This is a genomic window from Maridesulfovibrio sp. (genome assembly GCF_963666665.1).
Lineage (GTDB): Bacteria > Desulfobacterota > Desulfovibrionia > Desulfovibrionales > Desulfovibrionaceae > Maridesulfovibrio.
The window spans coordinates 195,596-219,146 of the sequence record NZ_OY762999.1 but is presented as its reverse complement, the minus strand read 5'-3'; the positions used below and the strand labels follow the sequence as shown (position 1 = coordinate 219,146).

The window sequence follows — 23,551 nt, the reverse complement described above, 5'->3', positions numbered from 1 at the left end:
TTTTTCTTTTAATAAAAAGATAGTTACTTCAGCAAATCCTTAATTTCCAGCAACTCATCCCTGATTTCACGCAAGACATCTTTATCCAGCGCATCCTTGGACTCTTCGTGGCTGAACAAAGGCATCTGGGATACGACATCTGAAGCTAAAGAGCCTGTGTCCTGAAAAACATTTCCAGCCCCATCATCAGGGGAATCAAGACGCTTACGCGCCCCTTCAATGGTCAAACCTTCGTCATGCAGCAAAGTCTTGATCCGGCTGATCAATGCAATATGCCCGTCATTATACAAACGCTGACCGGATTCCGTTCGAATCGGCTCCAGTTGCTCAAACTCGCCCTCCCAAAACCGCAACACGTACGATTTCAGACCCACAAGCTTCGCTGCCTGCCCGATCTTATATATTTTTTCTTCACTCTGCCCGCTCATAGAAAAAACTAGTATCAGAGAGCTATCCCTTAGAAAAGCCAAAACAGACAAATATCTTCCTGATAATCATAATTTGTAATTGGAATATCCACTAAAACGACAGGCCAGACTGCACACACAACCCCCTAAAAGACTTGGCTATTTAGGAATAGACACAGAATCATTAAAAAAATTAAAAAAACCTGCTTGACAGCAGAGGCCCTCTTACGTAGAACCTTCTTCGTCGACAGCGAGTCGGCACAAAAAAATAGGCGCGTAGCTCAGGGGGAGAGCGCTTGCTTGACACGCAAGAGGTCAGCAGTTCAAAGCTGCTCGTGCCTACCAGAAGATTCAAGGACTTAAGAAGAAATTCTTAAGTCCTTTTTTCGTTTGGGGAGACCAGTAGGAGAAACGATATGGTTCCCCGCCCGGCAGGAGGGATGCTCTCATTGGGGACAAGGAAGCGGAGTTGCTTTATTCTCTACTCTGTTATGCTTTTACGCAGCGAGAACCTGCTTGGACCTACTTCGCAAGATAGGTCAGGCACCCACCGGCAATTACCAGCCCCACCCCGACAATCCGTGGAACAGTTACAACCTCACGCAACACCAACCATCCAAGCCCTACTCCGACCACGAGACTGAATTGGCGCAAGGCTCCAACATAAGTCACCTTGCCCAAAGTCAGAGCGAAAAGAATAAGAACAAAGGACAAGGTATTCAGCACAGACACTCCAATAATGCGCCATTTGTTCACTTCCCACTCCCGGCGGATGACACTTCGATCCAGCCGCCTCAATAGAGGTAAAAAATAAACATTTGCAGCCAGAGTGTAGCAGTACATGTAAATGAAAGGATGCATATGTTGAATCGCGAGTTTACCCCACAGGGTGTACAGGGCCACGGTAAAAGCCGCCAATACAGCAAATATCATTCCCAACCCCATACCCTTTTGCGACACCCAAGCCCTGTCCGATAAATCGGGAAATTTGAACTCGTTAAGAGGAATAAACACCACCCCGAGTGAAACCAGAATGACCGAACACCATCCCACGACATCAATATGTTCACCAAGAAAGATAAAAGCCAGAAACGGGAGAAAAACCGTACTGGATCGCGAAACCGGATAGGCAATTGTCAAATCAAGCAGTTTATAACTGCCAGATAGACACATATAGTTGGCCACAGCCAGCAGCATCCCGATAGCCACGTACCATAACGAAGACAGTTCAACTCCCCAGACATTCAAGGCAAACATAAAAGGAACAAGATAGATCAGTGGCTCGAGAATTTTACTCAAACACAAAAAGGCATCTTTGTTTTCAGCCTGTTTAAACAGAAAATTCCAATAGCCGTGGGCCACGGCTGAAAGAAGAACCAGAAGAAAGGGTAGCCCCTGCATATTTGATAATCCTCATTTGCAAAAAAAGCAGCTTAGATGCACGGAGAGTGTCTCGATAGAAATTAAGACGGACACCCTACCCAAGTTGGCATCCTTATAAGGTGAGGGCTCTTACATACATCCCTTGAGCGCTTGCCGTCAAAGAATGAATCTGGAGCAAAATAATAAATAAAAAGGCCGCCCCCCTTACGAGAACGGCCCGAATCAGCAAATCTGAAAAACATTACAAAATAAAATCAGCTTTTGCTCTCCTGCGACTCAACGCAATGCCCGATCAATTCATAAACCAACTGGGCAGCAGCAAAGTCAGATGCATGATCTCCAGCTTGAGGAGCCAGTTCAACAACATCCGCACCAATAACTTTTCGTCCCGCTACAGCCTTTTCAATCAGGCTGAGCGCATCGTGCCAGCTGATCCCGCCGGGTACGGGAGTGCCAGTTGCGCGGATAACGGAAGGATCAAGCCCGTCTACATCAAAACTGATATAGATATTCTCGGGGAAATTATCAGGCAGGAGGGATTCCGGAATTCCATTGAGATAAAGCGCTCTGGCATCAATTCCAGAAACCAAAGAACTTTTCTTGCGAAATTCAACCTCATCCACACACAAAGCCCGCACACCGAGCTGAAAGACCGGAAGACCCAGATCTTCAACAGCACGGCGCATGACGCAAGCATGGCTTAAAGGGTCGCCTTCGTAGCTAGAGCGTAGATCAGCGTGGGCGTCAAACTGGACTATTCCAAAGGTTCCGTGCTCCTTTTTCAAAGCCCGCAAAGCGCCAAGGGTCACGGTATGTTCTCCGCCTATCACGAACGGCACAGCGCCGCATTCAAGAGCGAAAACAACCGACTTCTCGATTGCTCCAAGACTGTTCTCGGTGTCTCCTGAACAGTCAGCGAAAGACGCGGTATGGATTCCTGCTTCCGCCGGACATGAACGTCCGTTCCAGAGTTCCAACTGAATGGAAGCCTCAAGGATCGCCGCAGGACCGCCAGAAGTCCCGCCCCCGTATGAAACCGAAGTTTCCAGTGGAGCCGGAATGACGTGAACAACGGCTTTTTCCGGTTCACAATTGGGAATTTCTCCCTCAAGAAAATATGTTTCCATACAAAGATTATCCCCTAGTCTTCGGCAAAATTTCCGGGACTACGATAAACGGGTTTTGAAATCCTCATAGCCGAATTCGCGCACTACGCGGATATTTTCATCACGTGAGTTATACAAACAGATGGATGGAAGCTGTATCCCATTAAAAGTATTGGTCTTTACCATGGAATAGATCGCCATATCCGTGAAAACCAGCCTGTCACCGGTTTTGAGAGGTTCGTCAAAGGAGTATTCTCCCGCGACATCACCCGCGAGACAGGACGGACCGCCGATACGGCAGGTCCATGCTTTTTCCCCGGCCTCGCCGGAACCTACGATATGGGGACGATACGGCATTTCGATCACATCAGGCATATGGCAGGGCACAGCGGAATCAATGATCACAATAGGCATGTCTGCCTCGGTCACATCAAGGACTGTAGCCACGAGAAACCCGCTATTCAGGGCCACGGCTTCACCGGGTTCCAGATAGACGTCCACATCCCACTTTTCTTTGAAACGGACAATAAGATCGACCAGCAGGTCCACATCATACCCTTCACGGGTAATGTGGTGCCCACCCCCGAAATTAACGTATTTCATACGAGGCAGGACATCGGCAAAGTTGGCCTCGACCGCCGCGATTGTCCTTTCAAGGCAGTCGGCATCCTGTTCGCAGAGGTTGTGCCAGTGCAGGCCGATCACACCGTCCAGATTGTCGGCGTCAAAATGCGCCCTGCGGATTCCGAGACGGGAACCGGGAGAGCACGGATCGTAAATAGGGACGGCTCCTTCGGAATGTTCCGGATTGATGCGCACGGCCATATCGATGGTCCGCCCTTCCCCGGAACAATACTCGTGGATTACCGGCCGAAAATTGTCCAGCTGGGCAAAAGAGTTAAAAACTATATGATCGCTGGTTTCGCAAAGCTCAACAATATCTGATTCAGAATATGCGGCAGCAAAGGTGTGAACCTCCTTGCCGAATTCCTCACGCCCCAACTTTGCCTCGTGCGGTGAACTGGCGCAGACCCCGTCAAGCTTTCTTGCCAACTGCGGAAAGGTGCTGAACATGGAAAAGCACTTCAGGGCCAGCAGAATTTTGCATCCGGCCCGCTCCCGAACAGAGGCGAGGACCTCCAGATTATTTTCCAGAAGGTCCTCGTCCACGATATAGCACGGTGTTTTCGCTTCAAACGGGTTGAAGCCATAAGCACTCTTTTTCACTAGAATACCACTTCATTCCAGGGCAGGCCGTATTTATTAAGGGCTTCCATAAACGGATCAGGATCAAGCTGTTCCATGTTGAAAACGCCTTTGCCGGACCATTTTCCGGTAACCATGAGCATGGCGCCGATCATTGCAGGAACACCGGTAGTGTAGGAGATAGCCTGAGAACCGACTTCTTCGTAAGCGGATTCATGGCTGCAGAGGTTGTAGATATACATCTTCTTCTCTTTACCATCCTTGATGCCCTTCATGACGTTACCGATGCAGGTACGGCCCTTGGTCAACGGACCGAGGGAACCTGGCTCGGGAAGTACTGCCTTGAGGAACTGCAGGGGCTGGATCATCTGTCCATTGTATTCAATGGGGTCGATAGAGGTCATGCCGATGCCTTCCAGAACACGCAAATGGGTCAGGTACTGTTCACCGAAGGTCATCCAGAAGCGCGCACGCTTGAGTCCCTTGAGGTGCAGAGCCAGTGATTCCAGTTCTTCGTGGTACATGAGGTAACACTTCTTCTTGCCGATGCCTTCAGGGAAGTCGTAATCCATTGACCATGACAGGGGATCGGTTTCAACCCACTCACCGCGTTCCCAATAGCGCCCGCGCTGGGTGATCTCACGAATGTTGATCTCGGGGTTGAAGTTGGTGGCGAAAGCCTGCCCGTGGTCCCCGGCGTTACAGTCAATGATATCCAGTTCGTTGATTTCATCGAAATGGTGCTTCTGGGCATGGGCAGCGAAAACGTTGGTCACACCCGGATCAAAACCGGAACCGAGCAGGGCCATGAGTCCGGCTTCCTTGAAACGCTCCTGATAAGCCCACTGCCATTTGTATTCGAACTTGGCTTCTTCCGGCGGTTCGTAGTTGGCGGTGTCGAGGTAATTAACACCGGCCTCTAGACATGCGTCCATGAGCGGCAGATCCTGATAGGGCAGCGCAAGGTTGACCAGCAGGTCTGGTTTGACCTTGTTGATCAGTTCGACGGTTTCGCGCACGTTGTCCGCATCCACCTGATAGGTGGGAACGTCAACGCCGGTGCGTTCCTTGACGGATTTAGCAATGGCATCACACTTGGAGAGTGTGCGGCTTGCAAGATGAATTTCAGTGAACACCTCGGGAAGCATGGCACATTTGTGCACGGTTACGCTTCCGACACCTCCGGCACCGATGATCAGAACTTTGGACATGATTGAATCCTCATATATACCCCGAACGCGGGGATTGTTTTATCTTTCAAAGTAAGTGTAACCCTGCAGGCCGTTCTTGTACGCCTGAAGGATCTCCCTGCGCTCGGTGGGGGTGATACGTTTGTCACGAACCGCATTTTCTGCAGTTTCCCGGAATCTGGTCAGAAGGTACTTTGTATCATACTCAACATAGGAAAGTATATCTTCCACAGTATCTCCCTCCAATTCCCCGACAAAGTCGAATTCCCCTTTCTCCTTGATCTTCACGGTGACAATATTGGTGTCACCGAGCAGATTATGCAGGTCGCCTAAAGTCTCCTGATACGCCCCTACAAGAAAGGCTCCGAGGTAATATTCCCCGTGCTCTTTAAGTTCGTGCAGGGGCATCGTTCGTTTGACTCCCTGGCTGTCGATAAAACGGTCAATCTTGCCATCGCAGTCACAGGTGATGTCCGCAAGGATGCCTTCACGGGTCGGCTTCTCATTCAGCCTGTGCACAGGCATAATGGGAAAAAGCTGACCGATGGCCCAGGCATCCGGAAGGGACTGGAACACACTGAAGTTGCAGTAATAAATATCGGATATGGCGTGAGCTATTCCCTCAATTTCCTGCGGCAATGACGGCAGGTCCTTGATCAGCACATTTATCCGGCGCACCACTTCCCAGAAAACGTTTTCGCCCATGGCCCGTTCCCTGAATGTGATCTTTCCGCCACGGAATGCCTGACGGATTTCATCACGATAATAGAGAGCGTCGTTGAAGCTTTCCTGAATATTACGCAGGTTAAGCGACTTTAACGCATCAAAGAGGTGCTGAATATGAATGTTGGCGTCTTCGGGAAGAACCTCAGGCAACGGATCAGGCTCAAAACGTGCAGTATCAAGCACGTTGAACAGCAACATGGAGTAATAGGCTACAAGCGCCCTGCCCGACTCGGTAATAATGGTCGGATGCTCCACTCCCTGCTCGTCGAGCACGGTCATGACGCCTTCCACAACGTCGATGCAGTATTCGTTGAGCGAATAGTTGCGGCTGCTCATAAAGTTGGTCTGGGTACCGTCGTAATCAACGGCCAGTCCTCCGCCGAGATCGATGTAGCGCATGTTCGCGCCTTCGCCCACCAGCGCGGCATAAACCCGGCTGGCTTCAGCTACGGCACTTCGAATTTCACGGATATTGGGAATCTGTGAACCAAGATGGTAATGCAGGAGCTGCAGGCAATCCAGCATATCCGCTTCCTTGAGGGAATCGATAACATCAATGATCTGGGTGGCGTTCAGACCAAAAATAGAACGGTCTCCGCCTGATTCGGCCCAGAGTCCAGCAGCCTGCGAGGACAGCTTGACCCGGACACCCAGGATAGGTTTGATTCCCCTTGCCTTGGCGCGCTTGATAATCAGCGGCAGCTCACCCGGCATTTCAACCACGAGGACGCACTTGAATCCAAGCTGGGTGGCATAGAGCCCCAGATCGATGAATTCCTCATCCTTATAGCCGTTGCAGATGAGCACAGCTTCCGTATCGCGACACATACCCATGGCGGCAATGAGTTCAGCCTTACTGCCGGCCTCAAGACCATGGTGATATTTCTCGCCATGACGGGTAACTGCTTCAACAACCTGTTGCTGCTGATTTACCTTGATGGGATAAGCACCAAGATACGATCCATTGTACTGCAACAGATCGATAGCATTAAGGAAGCTTTCATTTAAAAGTGAGATTTGAGTATCGAGGATGTTCTCGATGCGAAGAAGCACAGGCATATCCAGTCCGCGTTCCTGAATACCTGCAATGATTTCAGGGATGCTGACTGCATTTTCAAAACAGCCGGGATTGGCTGTTACCTGAAGAGCCCCTTCTTCGGACACACCGAAAAAGCCGGCGCCCCATTCACGGACACCGTAGAGTTCCGTGGACTTATCTGCAGTCCACCTTTCCAGTATTGGGGTCACTCATAAACCCTCCATTCATTAATTATGGGAAAGAATTCCCGGATGGGGGGAGTCTCAAAAGAGACAACCTTGGTAAGTGCGGAATTAGGGATATGATAGACAAAAGTCAACACTTTTTCCACCCTGCCGGGGTTATTGGCGACTCAACACAGTAACCACCTATTTTTTTTGGGATACAAACTTCATTATAAATATAAAGTCCCCTGCAACTATCCTAACCTACCGCCCTGCTCACAAACGAAGACCATCAGCACTAAATAAAGACACAACTAATTGAATGGACTTACTTTATTTTTATCCAATTTTATTTACCGAAACCCGTGTTAGGTATATTTGTTATTTGCCCCGATAGGTCTTTACCGACTTTGGGCGGGCGAATTTAACAACGGAGAAATACGTGAGCCTGATATACGGAGTGGATAACACTTCATGCCGATCCCATGTCATTCGGGAAGCGGTTCCTAGCGACATAGACTTTGTAATGCAGCTTGAACGGGAGTGCTTTGCGGAGAAACGTCAGAGTTCAAAGCGAAGCCTGCAAAACAGCATAGCCAGCCCCAGCCAGCTTGTGCTGATCATTGAAAACCCTCCCGGACGGAAAAAAACCGTTAAAATGGGTGCAGCCGTAATTATCCATTACAAACGTTCAATTCGTATATATTCACTGGCCATCGACAGAAAGTATAGAAAAACGGGACTTGGTGAGATACTCATTCGACACATCATCAACTTTGCATCCAGTCATGGATATGAACGGATTTCACTTGAAGCCGACATTAATAATCCGCGACTGATTGACTGGTACAGCAAGTTTGGATTTGAGGCGGTTAGAACCCTTCCAGACTACTATGGCCCCGGAGAATCCGGGCTCAGGATGTCTCTGGTGCTATCTGCCAAAAAGACCGTTCAGGATAGATTGCTCATAGTGACGGATGATGTCAGATCATTGAAGAAATGGTCTTCGGAACTGACTTTATGCTCTGCTCAAAACTACCTGTCGGACCAGAACTATGCCAAGTCCAACAGATTTCATGTATTGAACCTCTGTAGTTCTTACAAGATCCATTCATTGGGGTACTATGTGTCTTTGCTGGCTAACGCACGCAATCACATGGTTATTCCGTCCGTTGTGAACATGAAAGACGCCACAACTCCGATGGTGGCGCAAAGCCTCCTTGATGAAATCGAGGATTATCTTGCGGCAAAACTGTCATTAGTAAAAGAGCGTGATTTCTCCCTGACGATTATCATGGGTAAATCCAGCGATCAGCGATTTAATGAGCTGTCTCAAAAATTGTTCCGCCTCTTCTCAATTCCATTCTTCAGCCTCTGTCTTCAGTTCAAAGAACGCTGGACTGTAAAGAAAATCAAAGTGCTGTCTGTGAAGAATGTTATGGCTGAACATGAACATTTGCTGCAGGAAGCTTTGGACGAATATAGTGCGAGAAAACGCTATACCCGTCCACGGCTCAAACATTTCAAATATGATCTGGCAATACTGGTAAACCCGGATGAGAAAACGCCTCCATCCTGCCCGGAAGCACTTGATCGATTCAGAAAGGCAGCAGAAAAAGTCGGTTTTTACGTAGAGTTCATTACCAAGGCTGACAGACGTCGCATCTGCGAGTTCGATGCCCTTTTTATTCGGGAGACAACAGCACTTGAAGACCATACCTATGCCATATCACGACACGCATACACCGAAGGGCTTGTCGTAATTGACGACCCATGGTCCATAATGCTCTGCTCGAACAAGGTTTATCTTCACGAAAAACTTGTCAGCGAGGGGATTTGTCAGCCGCGAGGATGGTTGCTTACCAAAAAGGATATCTCTGACAAACGCATGCAGTCATTAGTGTTCCCTCTGGTCCTTAAACTTCCTGAAAGCTCATTCTCACAGGGAGTATATAGAGTGGACAATCATACCGAGTTGCAAAACCGGTTAAATGAGATGTTGAAAAAATCAGATCTGGTTATCGCCCAGGAATTCCTCGTGTCGGAATATGACTGGCGGATTGGCGTCCTCGACAACAAACCGATCTTCGCATGCAAATACTTCATGGCTAAGAATCATTGGCAGATATACAACTGGAACTCATCCGACACGGTCGGTTTCAGCGGCCAGCATGAAGCGGTCCGCATCGATCAGGTGCCGCCTTCAATTCTAAGGGCTGCGGTACGGGCCTCATCGCTTATCGGAAATGGATTTTACGGTGTGGATCTCAAAGAAATCGGCGGCAAGGCCTATGTGATCGAGGTAAACGACAACCCGAATGTCGATTTCGGAGTTGAAGACCAGTTGCTCGGCAATGAGTTGTACGAGCGAATCATGCAATCTATTTTCAACCGGATTGAATTGGAACGCCAACAAATCCGCTATATTTCCTGAAGAGATTAAAATGATCCATCCAGATACTATTGTGAGGACAGTTTCCCCACAGCTCGGTAACGGGGTATTTGCAATTCGCGATATCCCGCGCGGCACAGTGGTGGTTGTACGTGATGAATTCGATATATGCCTGCCCTACGAAGACTTCCATAAGTTGCCGGATATGGTTCGGGAATCAATGGAAACGCACGTATATCATGACAGGGACGGCATGCTCGTTTTGAGCTGGGACCATGCCCGGTTCATGAATCACAGTTGCCGCTGCAACACCATGATGACGGATTACCGTTTGGAGATAGCCATTCGGGACATTCAGGCCGGAGAACAGATCACCACAGAATATGGACTCCTCAATGTGCAGGACCCTTATGAAATTCACTGTGGGTGTGACGAATGCAGAAAAGAGCTGCGCCCCGATGACATCGATAAATACGGCAAGACTTGGGATGAACTGATCAAGACAGCCCTGCTGGCCATTCCCGATGTTCCCCAACCGCTCTGGGATATGGTGACGCCTGAAATCAGAAGCAGATTGAAAACGCTCCAACAGGACAACGACAAGTACTCATCGGTTCAAAACCTTAAATGGCGCGTGGCTACATAAAAATCAAAGGACTTAGGGATTACCCTAAGTCCTTTTTCGTTTTTGTGGCAAAAGTAAACTAGTCTGAAGCAATCTTATACCAAACATTCATAGACTCAAGGTGCCCGCTGATATTGGTATTATTTTTCAGCTGCCCGGAGAACTCATAATCTCCCTTGGAAAACAGAGAGTTAATCCCGTACGAACAGGCTCTGGCAATCGTGAATAGGCACTTGATACCGGACTCAGTACAATCCTTTTCAAGAGCACGCAGCAAAGCGCCGGCGATTCCCATCTTGCGGTAGTCCGGGTTGACAGCGAAGTCTGTCATCTCCGCACTGTTTCCGTCAGCAGCAACTTCTGCAGAGGCTGCGCCTACCAGCTTTGCGTCTTCGCAAACGCCCAGAAACCGCACCCCTTCTTCCATTTCCTGACGAATAAAATCAGGGTCAGTGATGGGGAACGGGTAAGTTTTAAATGTTTGACCGTAAAGATGCGCGAGCGCGTGCGCATCTTCCGGTCCAAGCCTGCGCATTTGCAGACTGTTAGGCAGAGTTGAGACATTACCCTTGCCCTTTTTGCTTTCAGCAACAGAAAGAACACGATCAAGCTCTTCCTTGTCACCCTGCTCCTTACGCCAAAGATAGCGATAGAAGCTCAGAAAAACACCGTCATCACCGTCAAACATATCCGGCACTTCTGCCTCTTTCTCAAAACCGCAGGACAAAAAATGCAACGCCTGTGACACAGGGACCTTGACGAAAATCTTCGAAAGGTCCTCAGCTACGGCCATATGGATCATTTCATCAACAATCTTCGGACCGTCTTCCGCTGCTAGAGACATCAAATAAATGCGGTCATTGTACGCCCCCATCTGTATGGTGCTGTTCCCTACAGCCAGAATAGAATCATGCAACATGCGAATTACGCTCCGCCCTTTCGTTATCCTCAGGAGTTAAACTAAGAGTGTCGTCCCAGTCGGAAATGAGTTTTTCAACGCCGATGGCTTTTTCCTCGGCTCCATCTTCTTTAAGCTGAAGATTGCACTCTGCACAATTCCGATCACAAGTGTTGCTCTCGTAAGAATCCGGTTCAGTGTAGGTGGTAATCACCCCTTCGTAATTTCGCAACACAACCTTGTTGGTGGCCCATGAAACAATATAGTTGGGCATGACCGGAATCTTGCCGCCACCGCCCGGCGCATCCACAACATAAGTAGGCACGGCAAAGCCGCTGGTATGCCCGCGTAAACTTTCAAGAATCTCAATCCCCTTCCCCACTGGGGTGCGAAAATGGCTCAAGCCTTCAGAAAGATCACACTGGTAAAGGTAGTAAGGGCGAACCCTGTTCTTAACCAGCTTATGGTTCAGAGTCTTGATCAGACGTGGACAATCGTTAACCCCTGCCAGCAAAACACTCTGGTTGCCCAGCGGTATTCCGGCATCAGCAAGTTTTGCGATAGCCCTGCGCGAAGAGTCAGTAACTTCCCGTGGATGGTTGAAGTGAGTGTTGATCCAAAGCGGATGATGCTTCTTGAGCATATTCACCAGATCATCGGTCACGCGATAAGGCAGTACAACCGGCATACGGGTTCCGATGCGAACAACTTCGACATGTTCGATTTCACCGATCTTGGTCAGAATCCAATCCAGCTTCTCATCTGAAAGCATGAACGGATCACCACCCGACAGCAGTACATCACGCACCTGCGGAGTGTTGCGGATATATTCAATTCCCTTTTCCAACTGGCTGGTGGACGGGATTGAATCCTGATCACCGACTTTACGTTTGCGGGTACAATGCCTGCAATACATGGAACAAAGGTTGCTGATATGAAAAAGCACACGGTCCGGGTAACGATGGGTAATTCCGGGAACCGGGCTGTCTTCATCCTCATGCAAAGGGTCGGTCATATCGCAACGTTCTATCTTCAGCTCTTCAGGGCTGGGAAAAGATTGCAGAAAAACAGGGTCATTTTCGTAATCTTCCACATCAATAAGTGAAAGATAATAGGGGGTGATGGCCAACGGAAATTTTCGCAGGGTCATCTCATGTTTTTTACGTTCAGAATCGCTGAATTTAATGCCTAAAACTTTTTCAAAGCTGGAGACAGTCCTGATTGTGTTGCGGACGTGCCACTTCCAGTCAGTCCAGTCAGACTTCGAAGAATCGTCATCAATCACACCGGCCAATGCTTCCTGTCGCTCTGTGTAAACAGTCATAATATCCTGTATTTTTATAATATTTGAGAGAGAAATTCCTGAGTCCGCAGCTCTACCGGAGCAGAAAACAAACGGGAGGGAGTATCCTGTTCCAGAATTACCCCCTGATCCATAAAGGCAACGGAATCAGCTACCTCATTTGCAAAATTCATTTCATGGGTCACGACCATCATGGTCATGCCGTCGTCGGCAAGGTCGCGCATAACGGTGAGCACCTCACCGACCAGTTCCGGGTCAAGAGCAGAAGTCGGTTCATCAAACAGCATTACTTCCGGCTCCATTGCCAAGGCGCGGGCAATGGCTACCCTCTGTTTCTGACCGCCGGATAAGGTTTCCGGGTAAGCAGTTGCCTTATCAGCCATGCCGACTTTATCCAAAAAGGACATAGCCAGCTCCGTTGCTTCTTTTTTGGGCATCTTCCTGACCTGAGTAGGCCCTTCAGTTACATTGCCAAGCACACTCATATGCGGAAAAAGGTTAAAATGCTGAAAGACCATACCCACCCGGCTGCGCATGGAATTGATTTCCTTTTCATCACTTGGAACCTTATCGCCGTTGATGCTGATTTCACCCTTTGTATATGTTTCAAGACGGTTTACGCATCGCAGCAATGTGGATTTCCCGGAACCGCTTGCACCGATGACTACAACCACATCGGAGTTACCTACATTCAGATCAACTCCCTTGAGGACGTGGTTAGTGTCGAACCATTTGTGAACGCCTTCAATACTGATAGTATCCTGCATATTTCCTCCTTAGGACCTGCTAGTGTCGAGCTTTCTTTCGATTGTATGAAAAAGAAATGTAAAAGCTCCGGTATAGATAAGGTAAAACACCCCGGCTATAGTCAGCATTTCCATCATCATGAAATTTGAAGAGGCCAACTGCTGTGATTTAAGCAGCAATTCATTAATGGTAATTGTGCTGGCAAGAGAGGAATCCTTTAAAGCAATGATGAATTGGTTCCCTAAGGACGGGATCGCACGCTTAAAAGCCTGCGGCAAAACGATCCTGAACATTGCGCGAGGATAACTCATCCCGATGCTTCGCGCGGCTTCCATCTGCCCGGGGGAGATGGATGCAATGGCACCTCTGAAAATTTCGGCAATATAAGCACCGTTATGAATCCCCAGAGCCAGAACAGCAGCCGGAAGAGCGGAAAGCCCAACAAGGCTGCGCATTCCGAAATAAATAAACAGCAACTGCAACAGCAACGGAGTGCCGCGGATTATGTAAATGTAGGCATGGGCCGGAAGATTAAACATCCGATTATCAGAAACGCGCATGAATACTGTCACGAGGCCGAGAACAAGCCCGAGAAGAATACCAAGCACGGTAATTTCAAGGGTCATCCATGCTGCCGGGAGAAAATACGGAAGATACTCCGGCAGACTTGCAAAATCGAAATACATCTTTATTCCTTTGCTCAAAAAAGAAAGGAGGCTGTCCGCCCCCTTACTCCTCTTTATTTCTTGGTAATATCTACCTTAAGCCACTTCTTACTCAACTCAGTAAGGGTACCGTCTTCATGCATCTGCTTAAGAATCTTGTTCACCTCATCCGTAAGGGTCTTATCCTCCTTGCGGAAAGCAACTGCGATATCTTCCTTGCGCAGCGGGGAACCAAGAGGTTTAATCTTAAACTTGCCGCTATTCATGGCATTAACGCCCACAACACGGTCAGTGATGACACCATCAATTACCCCGCTGGATAATTCGGTAAGAGTATGGGTATCATCTTTGTAGAGACGGATATCAGACACTCCCAGATTTTTGGCATCCTGCTCAAAAGTGGTTCCGGTAACCAGCCCGACAGCCTTGGCTTTGAGTTCGTCAGCTGACTTGAAAGGAGAATCTGTACGGACAAACATCTGAGCACCGGAATAGTAATACGGGTTAGAGAAATCCACGACCTTCTTACGTTGCTCAGTTGCAGCCATACTTCCAAGGATACCACTGTAAATACCGGACCTCAGCCCTTCGATAATACCACTCCACTCAGTGGTGACTGGTTTCAGCTTTACACCTAGTCTTTTCGCTACTTCTTTAGCAACATCCACATCAAAGCCGACCAGCTCATTTTGTTTGTTAAAATAATTAAACGGAGGATAACCGCCACTCATGGCAAAGCTCACTTCCTCGGCTTCTTTGACCTTGGCAAGGCCGGTCTTTTCCTGTTTAGCGCAACCGACAAAAGACACAGCAATCAACAGGGTGAACACCGCAAGGTATAAGGCCGTAAAACGTCTCATGTTTTCTCCTAAATATGTGTTCTATTTTTAAGGATACACACTCTTATATATCATCATATAAGGTGGTGAAGCAGTTTTTCGAATCTCACTGCGATGCACATATGAAAAACCTAAAAATAGAAACAATGCGACAAACGAAAATACAATAGTTATAATTGCATGCCTTAAGTTGTCACTTGCTATATCTTCCGGTCTCATTTGAATGCAGATAGGTAAAAAATTAAATTGAACAACTCTGTCGTTGTTCAGAACAATACAGACTCACCCCATACCCACAAGGCTATTTATCGGGTATATATTGGGTATACGACATACCCAACATTTTAGGAGTTGATGTGATGTTTAAGATAAGAAATCAACGAAACTCTCTTGCCCTGCAAGCCAAGTTTACGGCGAATATTTTTACGGTGGGTGCGGACGGTATCAGCTGTAATAGAAAGAAGTTCACCTATATGTTCGGTACTCTTTCCAGCCTCAATATAACGGCAGATTTCAACTTCACGGGGGGTGAGTTTCAGTAGCAATTCTTCAAACTGATCACCGGTCTCCCCTGCCAGAGCGGAAAGGCGCTCCTTAATAAATCTTCCAAAACTATTGCGCATCTGCGGAACAGGTTCCTTAATCATACGATCAAGGGCCGGCAGAATCTGTTCGCGAACCTGTAATGCAAAGTCCTCATGCATATCTTTTTTTTCTTCTTCCACAGATTCAATAACAGTACGCAAAGCCACATTCATTCCATCTACCTGCTCGCGAGTCTCTTCCAGACCGTTTTCAAGCCGCTGTATATCGGTCATATCCCTTAATCCGAGATGAAAGACCGTGCCGGACTGAAGCCGCACCTTATGCATGATCAACTCAACAGGAATGTCTTCCCCCGAACAATTTCGAGCAGCAAGCAATTCATCAAAAGGAACGGGGATATCTGTAGTACAGGTTTCAAAATGCTTTCGGACTATATTTGAGGAGTCGGAGCTGAAAATACTAAGGCAACTATTCCCGGAAAGAGTGCAGCTGCGACCGAAAAGCCTTTCTGCAGCGGTGTTGGATGAAAGAATACGGAAAGCCGAATCAGCCAGAAAGCTCGGATCCTGCGCAGCATCAAATAAGGCATTGAAAAGGGCAACACTGTCATCAAGAGCAGCTATATTATCCTCGATGCGCTCCTCATAAGATTCATGTAATTCAACAAAAGGAGCGTTATTGGTTACAACAGCAACATACCCTTCCGAACAATACGGGCCGGCAAGGGGAATTAGACGCAAGGAATAATTTCCACCGTCCTCCCCGTAAGGTATTTCATGCACGCCGGCTACAGGATAAGCTACGATGAATTCATCAATCCCTGAAGCATCAACCCCCAGGATATCCCAAAGCTGTCGCCCTTTCAGCGGCCCTCCGAAAAACTCAACGACACGGTCACTGGCTGAGCAGATACGACCTTCGCCGTCAGTAAAAAGGATAAAATCGGAAAAGGATTCAAATACATCAGAAATGGATTCTGGAATACGTTCAGAATTGTCGTCATTACTTGAGCTCACTAGTGAGTTCCTATGCTTAATAATTAGTTTAATAAAAAATAATTATTAACAGGCATTTCAAATGAGTTCAAATCTGCGCCCGGAATAAATAATTTTGAACAACAGGAAACTAAGTCTTTTTCATTATCTTGAGTTAATCAGCCGATTCAACATTTCGTTCATTGTCCCATTTACATTCAAGGACCTAGTATTCATTCAAAGGCTAAAAATTACCGAAGACGAAAAAGCATTTTGTTGATTTCTTCAGAATTTGGACTCTGGATCACCGGAAGTGTATTTGGAAAGCTCTACAGAAAAATGGCCGACAGAAACTTCGCTTTTAACCTTTACCGGAATGTGTAACTCATCAACGGTAAACCACATTTTAAGCGTAGCATCCGGACTTTTCTTGAAGACACCGCCAAGATCCTTGATTTCCGGCTCGATTACAAAAGTATCGTACTCCTTACCTGCAACTGTAATTGTTTCTCTTCCCGTAACCATTGCCCGGCCAATAACTGATTTTTTACCGTCTGTTATAGGGCAAACAAATTCGTAGCCAACTTCCAAGGGCTGGTTTCGAAATGAGAATAAAATGGACAGAGGGTCAAACTCGCCGGGATAGATTGGCAGCTTCTGGCGAAAAGTCCCGTCTGAACCGTATCTGGTTACGGAAAAGGTATTCCAGTCAAACTGTAAGGTTATGTCTCTATGGTAATCGCCTTCACGTTGTTTCTTGAAATAATAAAGAGCTGAATCCATCCCCGGAGTCGTAATGGATTCGATTCGATTTCTAACCTTGTAAAATACATCTACGAAATCATTTGTGCGTGCAGTTGCATTGAATATCGGACCGGATGTTCCATTGCCTTTTGATGTGGTCAGCTCCGCATATCCGGCATGAAACACCGTCCAGTAAAGATTGTACTCAATTTTTTCTCCCGGGTGAAAAGGAAGCTTTGATTCTGCATGGGCTGAACAGGAAATGGAAAAAGTAAATCCGACACTAAAAAGCATAGCTGCGAACAGAGACCTAAATGTATAATCGTAAAAATATTTATTCATGCTTATAAATCACATTTGAAGGTATTGATGTCAATGAACATAAGGTATGGGCACATGCAGTAACACCCCTGTAAACTCGCAGCAGACAGAGTAAAATTAGCGCGAAAGAAACACACGACAACTGACATTTTAAAAAATCAATTTACTGTTTGGATTGCAGAAGCATCTGTCAATGGTGTATATAAACAATTAATTTACTAAGATAATATGTGTAAAAAGCAAGGAGAACACTCGATAATGCCTAAGAAAAAGCATACCGCAGCAAAAATGGTCTTAATTCCTGTTTTAATGATATTAGGACTTTGCGTTTCTTTTTCAGCAAGTGCAAATCAGGACTACGACTTTTTACGCAGCAGAGTGCAGAATTATCAGGCTTTTGAAGCAGAAGAGCTTGCTACCTACGCAAGCGTGGAGGATTTGATTGTCCAGTCGCAAAAAGAATATGCCAAACTGCTGCAGCGCTCACAAATCCTTTTCTTCTCTGAAAGAGCATCTGCAAACTCTCCGATAGAAAGGAAGTTTGTAAAAAACACTCTGAATGACTTAAGAGATGATATTCAAGAAATCGTCGACAAACTCAAAAATGCCAAATCAGAATGTCTATCCAGAATTGAAGTTCTAAAATCATTTGAACAACTTTCCTCCAGCATGCCGGAGGGAACTCCAAAAGATTTACTCGCTATTTATCGGGAGAGATTCAAATCAGTTTCGGAATTACGGATAAAATCCAATAAGCAGCTTTCCCGCATTAACCTTTTAGATGCACAAGGAATCCGGATGCTTGACCGGATTGAAAAGCTGGAAAAAGGTGAAAAACAAAACCTGCTCCAACTCTGGAAGGCTTACCTGCTGACTGGAAAAAGTCCTATATTCAGCTCTGACTTTTGGGAGACATCATTTTCAATGCAGAATTGGATTCAGCTGAGGCAATCAGAATTCACAGCTGCCCTGCAAATTTATAAAAGCGACTGGGTCAAACATTTATCTGTTTTTATTGTCGTCCTTTTCATATGTTTCTCAGTCAAAGGATTAGTACAGAAAACAATCACGTGGCGATACTCCATACTTCATGAACACAAAAAGATAAAACTTTACACTTTTACTGCCCTGTTCAGTATTTCCTTATGCATTGCTAATATACTTGTATTTACGGGAACATTGGAATTTTTTTTGTATTTTGTTTTCTGCGTTTTCTTTTATTCTATTTTGCGCCTTTCCAAATTCCTGTCACGTGACAGATTTTTGATCACCAGCGGCAGTTTCAGGATGACCATGCTGCTGTTTATAAGTGTAGCAATGGTATCACTACACTTCCCTAGCAAATATATTACTATATTTTTTCTATTATTCATCTTCACATCATGGACAATCAGCTCGACAACTGCATGGCGTAAAAACGGATTCAAGGGCCTTGTCAGATCCACTCAAAAAATAAGCTTCATCACTCCACTTGTTATCCTGTCTTTCTTAGGTTTTGGAAGAATGGCCTGTCTGGTTGCTATTCTACTCTGCCTTGGAATTTTCATACGATCCTTTGGAAGATTATGGGCACAGATTCTGTTTGTCAGCACGGAAAAAGGAGAAAAACTGCTCAAGGGACTGATCAGCGGCCTTGCTGTTCCCCTAGGCTGGGGGATAGCTTTTTTTATTGTTTACTACTGGCTGTCAATATTTCTGGGACCGACCGCTATTGAAGATGTCATGGACAGGCAAATAAACATTTATGGATTCGCCCTGACAATAGGAAGTCTTGTTTCTTTGGCTGTTTTGTTTTTTATAACTAAAAGCTGTGTAGCAGCTTTCAATGTTTCCATCGAACATGTCGGCAATAAGTGGCCCAAAGGAAAGCGCGGTGCAGTACCATCAATGCAGACACTCTTCACCTACAGTGTCTGGTCATTGTTTGTGATAATTTCCATGAGAGTTCTCGGGGTAAACCTTACAAGCATCGCTGTTATTGCCGGTGGCCTTAGTGTCGGTATCGGTTTCGGACTCCAGAATATCGTTAACAACTTCATCAGCGGACTGATCCTGCTATTTGGCAGGTCTATCCAGCAGGGCGATGTCATCGAGCTTAGCGGTCTCTGGTGCACTGTCCAAAAAATCAATATCAGGACAACACTGGTTGAAACCTTTGAAAACGCCGTAATCATGATCCCCAACTCCGACCTTGTAACAAACCAGATGACCAACTGGACCAAAAACAGTTCGTCCCTGCGGCGTGATATCCTTGTAGGAGTTGCCTACGGTTCTGATACGGCAAAAGTAAAAAGCACCCTTTTAGCTGTTGCCGAAAAAAACGAACATGTTCTGCCTACGCCTGAACCTTATGTCCATTTCAGCAACTTCGGATCTAGCAGTTTGGATTTTATATTAAGAGTTTGGATCGACGACATTGACTACTCCATCAGAGCAATGTCGGATTTGCGGTTCGAGATAGACAACAATTTCCGCAAAGAGGGTATAGAGATCGCTTTCCCGCAATTGGATATTCATGTTAAAAACATGCCTGGGGAAAAGACCTCAAAAGGCAGTGCATAACCAGAACCAAATGGACAGGGAAATATCATGCCGCTTCGAGTCATCGAGATAATAGCCCCGGAAGAGGACAAGGACGATATATACAAAACCCTTGAAGAACATCGTCCTAATGAAGGCTATGTCTTTTGGGTTTCCTCAAATGAAGGGGAAAACTCCCTCACCTTCAGGGTAATCATGGATGTGAAGGAATCCGAAAATGTGCTTGATCGTTTGGAGGACTTTTTTACATGGAAAGACAAATACCGTATCATTGTCTTTCCAGTTGAAGCGACCATTCCCAGACTCAAAGAAATTGAAGAAGAACCAACCGAGGAAGAAAAGCAGCAGAATAACCAGAAAAAGATACAAAACAGGTTAAGCAGGGAAGAACTCTATGCCGATGTACTTGACACGTCTGTATTATCCCGCAGTTACATTCTGCTAATAATATTTTCATCAATAGTCGCTGTAATCGGGCTACTGAAAAACAATGTTGCCATCATAATCGGTGCTATGGTTTTGGCCCCCCTGCTGGAGCCGAATGTAGGGCTGTCACTTGCCACTACACTGGGTGATGACGACCTTGCAAAAGCTTCATCTAAAACACTTATTACCGGCATTTTACTGGCCTTTGCCATTACATTAGCTGCCGGATTATTCATCGGGGTGGACATCAACCAGAACTCTTCTGAATTAATTTCAAGATCTTCAACTGATTTTTCAGATATTATTCTGGCAATGGTCTCAGGAGCAGCCGGGATCATATCTTTCACTCTAGGTGTCCCGACATCTTTAGTCGGGGTAATGGTCGCCCTGTCTCTTCTACCGCCGCTCAGTGCCTGTGGTCTATTTCTGGGAGCGGGACACATTTCACACGCCATAGGCGCTGCCACTTTGTTCTTTGCAAACATAATATGCCTCAATCTTTCAGGGGTGATCTCTTTTTTCCTGATGGGAGTACAGCCTTTGACTTGGTGGAAACGTGAGGAGGCAAAAGCATCAGCGATGAGAATTATTGCGGTTTGGGGTGCTCTGCTCATAATATTGAGTATTCTTTTATTCTTCTGGTTAGTTAAATAGGCGTGCGCCAAAGAAAATTCAGGAGGATTTATGGCAAGATTTCTAAGGAACAAAGATCAAAAAGCCGGACTGCCTCCTGGATCGTTGATTTTCACCGGGCAACATAAAATTTCCATACCGGAACTCAGACTTATTAAGTACGACAGCTCCAGCTTGACCGACACGGCCATAGAGTCACTGAATTCTATTTCAGAAGCCCCCGAACGCACGGGAAAAATTTGGTTAAACATAGACGGAGTTCACGATTCTGAATTGATGAAGGAACTAGGTGAGCTCTTCAGCATTTCTCCCCTTGCATTGGAAGATATACTCGATACAGAACAACGTCCTTTTATCGAGGAGTATCCGGACTATCTGTTCTCCACTATGAAGATATTAGTCTCAATTGATGCCGAGCAGGAGATTTTTGCCGAACAAGTCAGTTTTATTCTACGTGAAAACCATCTGATCTCATTCAACGAACAGCCGAATGCCATTTTTGATCCGATCCATAAACGGCTCAAAAAAAACAAAACTAAAATAAGAAATAATGGATCAGACTATCTCTTTTATACACTTCTGGACTGTGTTCTTGAAAACTACCTTAAAGTCATAGAAATCACGGGAGAAAGGATTGAGGACCTTGAAGAAGAAGTCACAACAGAACCGTGTCCCGAACATCTGGAAAGCATAAATTTCTATCGCCGTGAAATTGCATACATCCGCAAATCAATTCGACCAGTAAAAGAGATTATCCTGAAAATTAATAAACTTGATTCTGAGCTTATTTCCGAAGACACAACAACCTACATGAAAGATCTATTGAATATGATGGATCAGGCATTGGATTCGCTGGAAATTTATAAAGATATTCTTGGCGATTTGTTCACCACCTACAGCATGTACATGGGGACCCGCTTGAATGAAACCATGAAATTCCTGACCATATTTTCAACAATATTCATCCCGCTGACCTTTATTGCCGGACTATATGGCATGAATTTCACGACCATACCCGGATTGAATTCACCGAACGGATTTTATCTATCCATTATAATCATGGGCGCAATTTCTGCCGGAATGCTGGTATTATTCAAACTGAAAAAATGGCTATAACAGAACATACACAATCCCATTTTATACCCACCGCAGTCGACCAAAGCACTTCAACTGCAGGCACATATTCAAAATTACAAGGACTTACGACACAGCTCGTAGGTCCTTTTTTTTATAGACCGCCTCAACCTTGCGAAGAATACCAAGAACTGCTATCAAACCCTACACTTTTCCGGATTTCTCTTAAAATCCCACATATTTTTTCGATAAATGAAATTTTGTTTATCTGAAAATTCTATTTGAACACACTCTTAACTTACATCAGGAGGGAAGATGTTTTCTTGGTACTTCAAAAGTAACCTGTTGATTCGAATCATTATCGGTCTGATATTAGGGGCCATTGCCGGACTTATTTTAGGACCTGAAGCAAAAGTCCTGTCTCCGCTGGGAGATATATTAGTCCGCTCGCTGAAAATGATCGTAATGCCGGTAGTCGTCTCCACAATCATCGTAGGCGCAGGCAGCGTAAAACCCAGCCAGCTCGGTAAAGTAGGCGCCAAATGCATGGGCCTCTACATGCTGACCACCGGATTTGCGGTTGCTATCGGACTCTTTTTCGGCAACCTCCTCCAGCCCGGTAACGGCCTTGAACTCGCAGCAGAAGGCGCAGCCCTCAAAGTGGCAGCACCCAAGGCAACATCCTTTCTCGATATCCTGATCAACATCATCCCCAAAAACCCATTTGCCGCTATCACCACCGGTGATGTTCTCTCTACCATCTTCTTCTGCATCATCACAGGTATTGCCATCTCCATGCTGCGCCACAGCGAAGACGCACGCATCAAGAATGCAGGGGACTCCCTTTTCTACCTTTTCGAAGGTCTTGCTGAAGTAATGTACATCATCATCGACTGGGTACTGCAATATGTTCCCATCGGTGTGTTCGCACTTATCGCCGTGGTTTTCGGTGCTCAGGGTTCCAAAGCAGCCGGACCTCTGGGCGTGGTTGTAATCGCAACCTACCTTGCTTTTGCCTGCCACATCTTCCTCATTTACGGTGGCGGACTCCTGCTCTTCAAGGTAAACCCGATCAGCTTTTTCAAGAAAGTTAAGACTGCTTCCATTGCCGCATTTGTAACCCGCTCCAGCAGCGGTGTACTGCCCATCAGTATGGAAGTTGCCGACAAGGAACTGGGCGTAGACAAAAGCATCTACTCCTTCTCACTGCCGCTGGGCGCAACCATCAACATGGATGGAACCGCAATCTATCAGGGTGTATGTGCCCTGTTCATCGGTTACGCCATTGGTGAACCACTGACCGCCAGCCAGCAGATAACCGTCATCGGGACCACTATTCTGGCCTCCCTCGGTACTGCAGGTATTCCCGGTGCTGGCGCAATCATGCTCATGATCGTGCTCAACTCCGTAGGTCTGGAAATCACAGCCGGCTCCCCCACAGCACTGGCCTATGCCATGATCTTCGGCATTGATGCCCTGCTTGACATGGGCCGCACCTGTACCAACGTTACCGGCGACCTTGCCGTAACCTGTGCAGTAGCCAACAGCGAAAATGAAATTAATCAGGAATGCTGGGAAGCCCGCGAGGCAACACAACAGTAA

Annotated in this window: 19 protein-coding genes and 1 tRNA gene; 7 read left to right on the top strand and 13 right to left on the bottom strand. The window is 46.5% G+C overall.

The window, feature by feature from the left end; genetic code table 11:
- Positions 1-23: 23 nt before the first annotated feature.
- Positions 24-428 carry a MerR family transcriptional regulator gene (locus ACKU40_RS00935; protein ID WP_320174669.1) on the bottom strand — a complete coding sequence of 135 codons (405 nt, stop codon included), beginning with the start codon at positions 426-428 and terminating at the stop codon, positions 24-26.
- Between the two features lie 249 nt (positions 429-677).
- Between ACKU40_RS00935 and ACKU40_RS00930 the strand changes: the two genes are divergently transcribed.
- Positions 678-752: transfer RNA gene (locus ACKU40_RS00930), tRNA-Val, on the top strand.
- A 177-nt stretch (positions 753-929) separates the two neighbouring features.
- Here the strand turns inward: ACKU40_RS00930 and ACKU40_RS00925 are convergent.
- The 5 genes from ACKU40_RS00925 to speA form a co-directional block, all read right to left on the bottom strand.
- A complete protein-coding gene (locus ACKU40_RS00925) occupies positions 930-1,808 on the bottom strand; it encodes an EamA family transporter (protein WP_320174668.1) in 879 nt (292 codons plus the stop codon).
- A gap of 236 nt (positions 1,809-2,044) precedes the next feature.
- Positions 2,045-2,917, bottom strand: coding sequence for an agmatinase (gene speB, locus ACKU40_RS00920; RefSeq protein WP_320174667.1), 873 nt, complete (start codon positions 2,915-2,917; stop codon positions 2,045-2,047).
- 39 nt (positions 2,918-2,956) lie between these two features.
- Entirely contained in the window at positions 2,957-4,123 is a 1,167-nt protein-coding gene (gene nspC, locus ACKU40_RS00915; protein WP_320174666.1) for a carboxynorspermidine decarboxylase, read from the bottom strand.
- A complete protein-coding gene (locus ACKU40_RS00910) occupies positions 4,123-5,313 on the bottom strand; it encodes a saccharopine dehydrogenase family protein (RefSeq protein ID WP_320174665.1) in 1,191 nt (396 codons plus the stop codon). Before ACKU40_RS00910 ends, nspC begins: the two co-directional genes overlap by 1 nt.
- A 39-nt stretch (positions 5,314-5,352) precedes the next feature.
- Positions 5,353-7,266, bottom strand: coding sequence for a biosynthetic arginine decarboxylase (gene speA / locus ACKU40_RS00905; RefSeq protein ID WP_320174664.1), 1,914 nt, complete (start codon positions 7,264-7,266; stop codon positions 5,353-5,355).
- Positions 7,267-7,663: 397 nt separating this feature from the next.
- Here speA and ACKU40_RS00900 point away from each other — a divergent pair, with 397 nt between their 5' ends.
- Complete coding sequence (locus ACKU40_RS00900; RefSeq protein WP_320174663.1) at positions 7,664-9,655, top strand: GNAT family N-acetyltransferase; 1,992 nt, start codon at positions 7,664-7,666, stop codon at positions 9,653-9,655.
- Positions 9,656-9,665: 10 nt separating this feature from the next.
- Complete coding sequence (locus ACKU40_RS00895) at positions 9,666-10,259, top strand: SET domain-containing protein (RefSeq protein WP_320174662.1); 594 nt, start codon at positions 9,666-9,668, stop codon at positions 10,257-10,259.
- A gap of 58 nt (positions 10,260-10,317) precedes the next feature.
- Here ACKU40_RS00895 and ablB read toward each other — a convergent pair whose 3' ends face one another.
- From ablB to ACKU40_RS00860, 7 genes are all read right to left on the bottom strand, one after another.
- Positions 10,318-11,157 (bottom strand): putative beta-lysine N-acetyltransferase, encoded by an 840-nt coding sequence (gene ablB / locus ACKU40_RS00890; RefSeq protein ID WP_320174661.1) that lies wholly within the window; start codon positions 11,155-11,157, stop codon positions 10,318-10,320.
- The gene (ablA, locus tag ACKU40_RS00885) at positions 11,147-12,460 is read right to left on the bottom strand and encodes a lysine 2,3-aminomutase (protein WP_320174660.1); all 1,314 of its coding nucleotides are present in this window, start codon (positions 12,458-12,460) and stop codon (positions 11,147-11,149) included. Before ablA ends, ablB begins: the two co-directional genes overlap by 11 nt.
- A gap of 14 nt (positions 12,461-12,474) precedes the next feature.
- Positions 12,475-13,206, bottom strand: coding sequence for an amino acid ABC transporter ATP-binding protein (locus ACKU40_RS00880; protein ID WP_320174659.1), 732 nt, complete (start codon positions 13,204-13,206; stop codon positions 12,475-12,477).
- Between the two features lie 9 nt (positions 13,207-13,215).
- Positions 13,216-13,872: an amino acid ABC transporter permease gene (locus ACKU40_RS00875; protein ID WP_320174658.1), complete on the bottom strand. Its 657-nt coding sequence runs from the start codon at positions 13,870-13,872 to the stop codon at positions 13,216-13,218.
- 53 nt (positions 13,873-13,925) lie between these two features.
- Positions 13,926-14,711 carry an ABC transporter substrate-binding protein gene (locus ACKU40_RS00870; protein ID WP_320174657.1) on the bottom strand — a complete coding sequence of 262 codons (786 nt, stop codon included), beginning with the start codon at positions 14,709-14,711 and terminating at the stop codon, positions 13,926-13,928.
- 323 nt (positions 14,712-15,034) lie between these two features.
- Positions 15,035-16,252, bottom strand: coding sequence for a PAS domain S-box protein (locus ACKU40_RS00865; RefSeq protein ID WP_320174656.1), 1,218 nt, complete (start codon positions 16,250-16,252; stop codon positions 15,035-15,037).
- Between the two features lie 243 nt (positions 16,253-16,495).
- On the bottom strand, positions 16,496-17,296 hold the full coding sequence (locus tag ACKU40_RS00860) for a DUF3108 domain-containing protein (protein ID WP_320174655.1): 801 nt from the start codon (positions 17,294-17,296) through the stop codon (positions 16,496-16,498).
- Between the two features lie 237 nt (positions 17,297-17,533).
- Here ACKU40_RS00860 and ACKU40_RS00855 point away from each other — a divergent pair, with 237 nt between their 5' ends.
- The 4 genes from ACKU40_RS00855 (at position 17,534) to ACKU40_RS00840 (ending at position 23,551) form a co-directional block, all read left to right on the top strand.
- The gene (locus ACKU40_RS00855; RefSeq protein WP_320174654.1) at positions 17,534-19,837 is read left to right on the top strand and encodes a mechanosensitive ion channel domain-containing protein; all 2,304 of its coding nucleotides are present in this window, start codon (positions 17,534-17,536) and stop codon (positions 19,835-19,837) included.
- Between the two features lie 27 nt (positions 19,838-19,864).
- The gene (locus ACKU40_RS00850) at positions 19,865-20,896 is read left to right on the top strand and encodes a TIGR00341 family protein (protein ID WP_320174653.1); all 1,032 of its coding nucleotides are present in this window, start codon (positions 19,865-19,867) and stop codon (positions 20,894-20,896) included.
- A gap of 30 nt (positions 20,897-20,926) precedes the next feature.
- The gene (gene corA / locus ACKU40_RS00845; RefSeq protein ID WP_320174652.1) at positions 20,927-21,991 is read left to right on the top strand and encodes a magnesium/cobalt transporter CorA; all 1,065 of its coding nucleotides are present in this window, start codon (positions 20,927-20,929) and stop codon (positions 21,989-21,991) included.
- A 273-nt stretch (positions 21,992-22,264) separates the two neighbouring features.
- Complete coding sequence (locus ACKU40_RS00840) at positions 22,265-23,551, top strand: dicarboxylate/amino acid:cation symporter (protein ID WP_320174651.1); 1,287 nt, start codon at positions 22,265-22,267, stop codon at positions 23,549-23,551.

Bases quoted from the DNA above. Each gene is read 5' to 3' on its own strand.
- ACKU40_RS00935 (WP_320174669.1), bottom strand. From the start codon at position 428: ATGAGCGGGCAGAGTGAAGAAAAAATATATAAGATCGGGCAGGCAGCG.
- ACKU40_RS00925 (WP_320174668.1), bottom strand. From the start codon at position 1,808: ATGCAGGGGCTACCCTTTCTTCTGGTTCTTCTTTCAGCCGTGGCCCAC.
- ACKU40_RS00875 (WP_320174658.1), bottom strand. From the start codon at position 13,872: ATGTATTTCGATTTTGCAAGTCTGCCGGAGTATCTTCCGTATTTTCTC.
- ACKU40_RS00840 (WP_320174651.1), top strand. From the start codon at position 22,265: ATGTTTTCTTGGTACTTCAAAAGTAACCTGTTGATTCGAATCATTATC.
- corA (WP_320174652.1), top strand. From the start codon at position 20,927: ATGGCAAGATTTCTAAGGAACAAAGATCAAAAAGCCGGACTGCCTCCT.
- ACKU40_RS00850 (WP_320174653.1), top strand. From the start codon at position 19,865: ATGCCGCTTCGAGTCATCGAGATAATAGCCCCGGAAGAGGACAAGGAC.
- ACKU40_RS00855 (WP_320174654.1), top strand. From the start codon at position 17,534: ATGCCTAAGAAAAAGCATACCGCAGCAAAAATGGTCTTAATTCCTGTT.
- ACKU40_RS00895 (WP_320174662.1), top strand. From the start codon at position 9,666: ATGATCCATCCAGATACTATTGTGAGGACAGTTTCCCCACAGCTCGGT.
- speB (WP_320174667.1), bottom strand. From the start codon at position 2,917: ATGGAAACATATTTTCTTGAGGGAGAAATTCCCAATTGTGAACCGGAA.
- ablB (WP_320174661.1), bottom strand. From the start codon at position 11,157: ATGTTGCATGATTCTATTCTGGCTGTAGGGAACAGCACCATACAGATG.
- ACKU40_RS00880 (WP_320174659.1), bottom strand. From the start codon at position 13,206: ATGCAGGATACTATCAGTATTGAAGGCGTTCACAAATGGTTCGACACT.
- ACKU40_RS00860 (WP_320174655.1), bottom strand. From the start codon at position 17,296: ATGAATAAATATTTTTACGATTATACATTTAGGTCTCTGTTCGCAGCT.
- ablA (WP_320174660.1), bottom strand. From the start codon at position 12,460: ATGACTGTTTACACAGAGCGACAGGAAGCATTGGCCGGTGTGATTGAT.
- ACKU40_RS00910 (WP_320174665.1), bottom strand. From the start codon at position 5,313: ATGTCCAAAGTTCTGATCATCGGTGCCGGAGGTGTCGGAAGCGTAACC.
- ACKU40_RS00870 (WP_320174657.1), bottom strand. From the start codon at position 14,711: ATGAGACGTTTTACGGCCTTATACCTTGCGGTGTTCACCCTGTTGATT.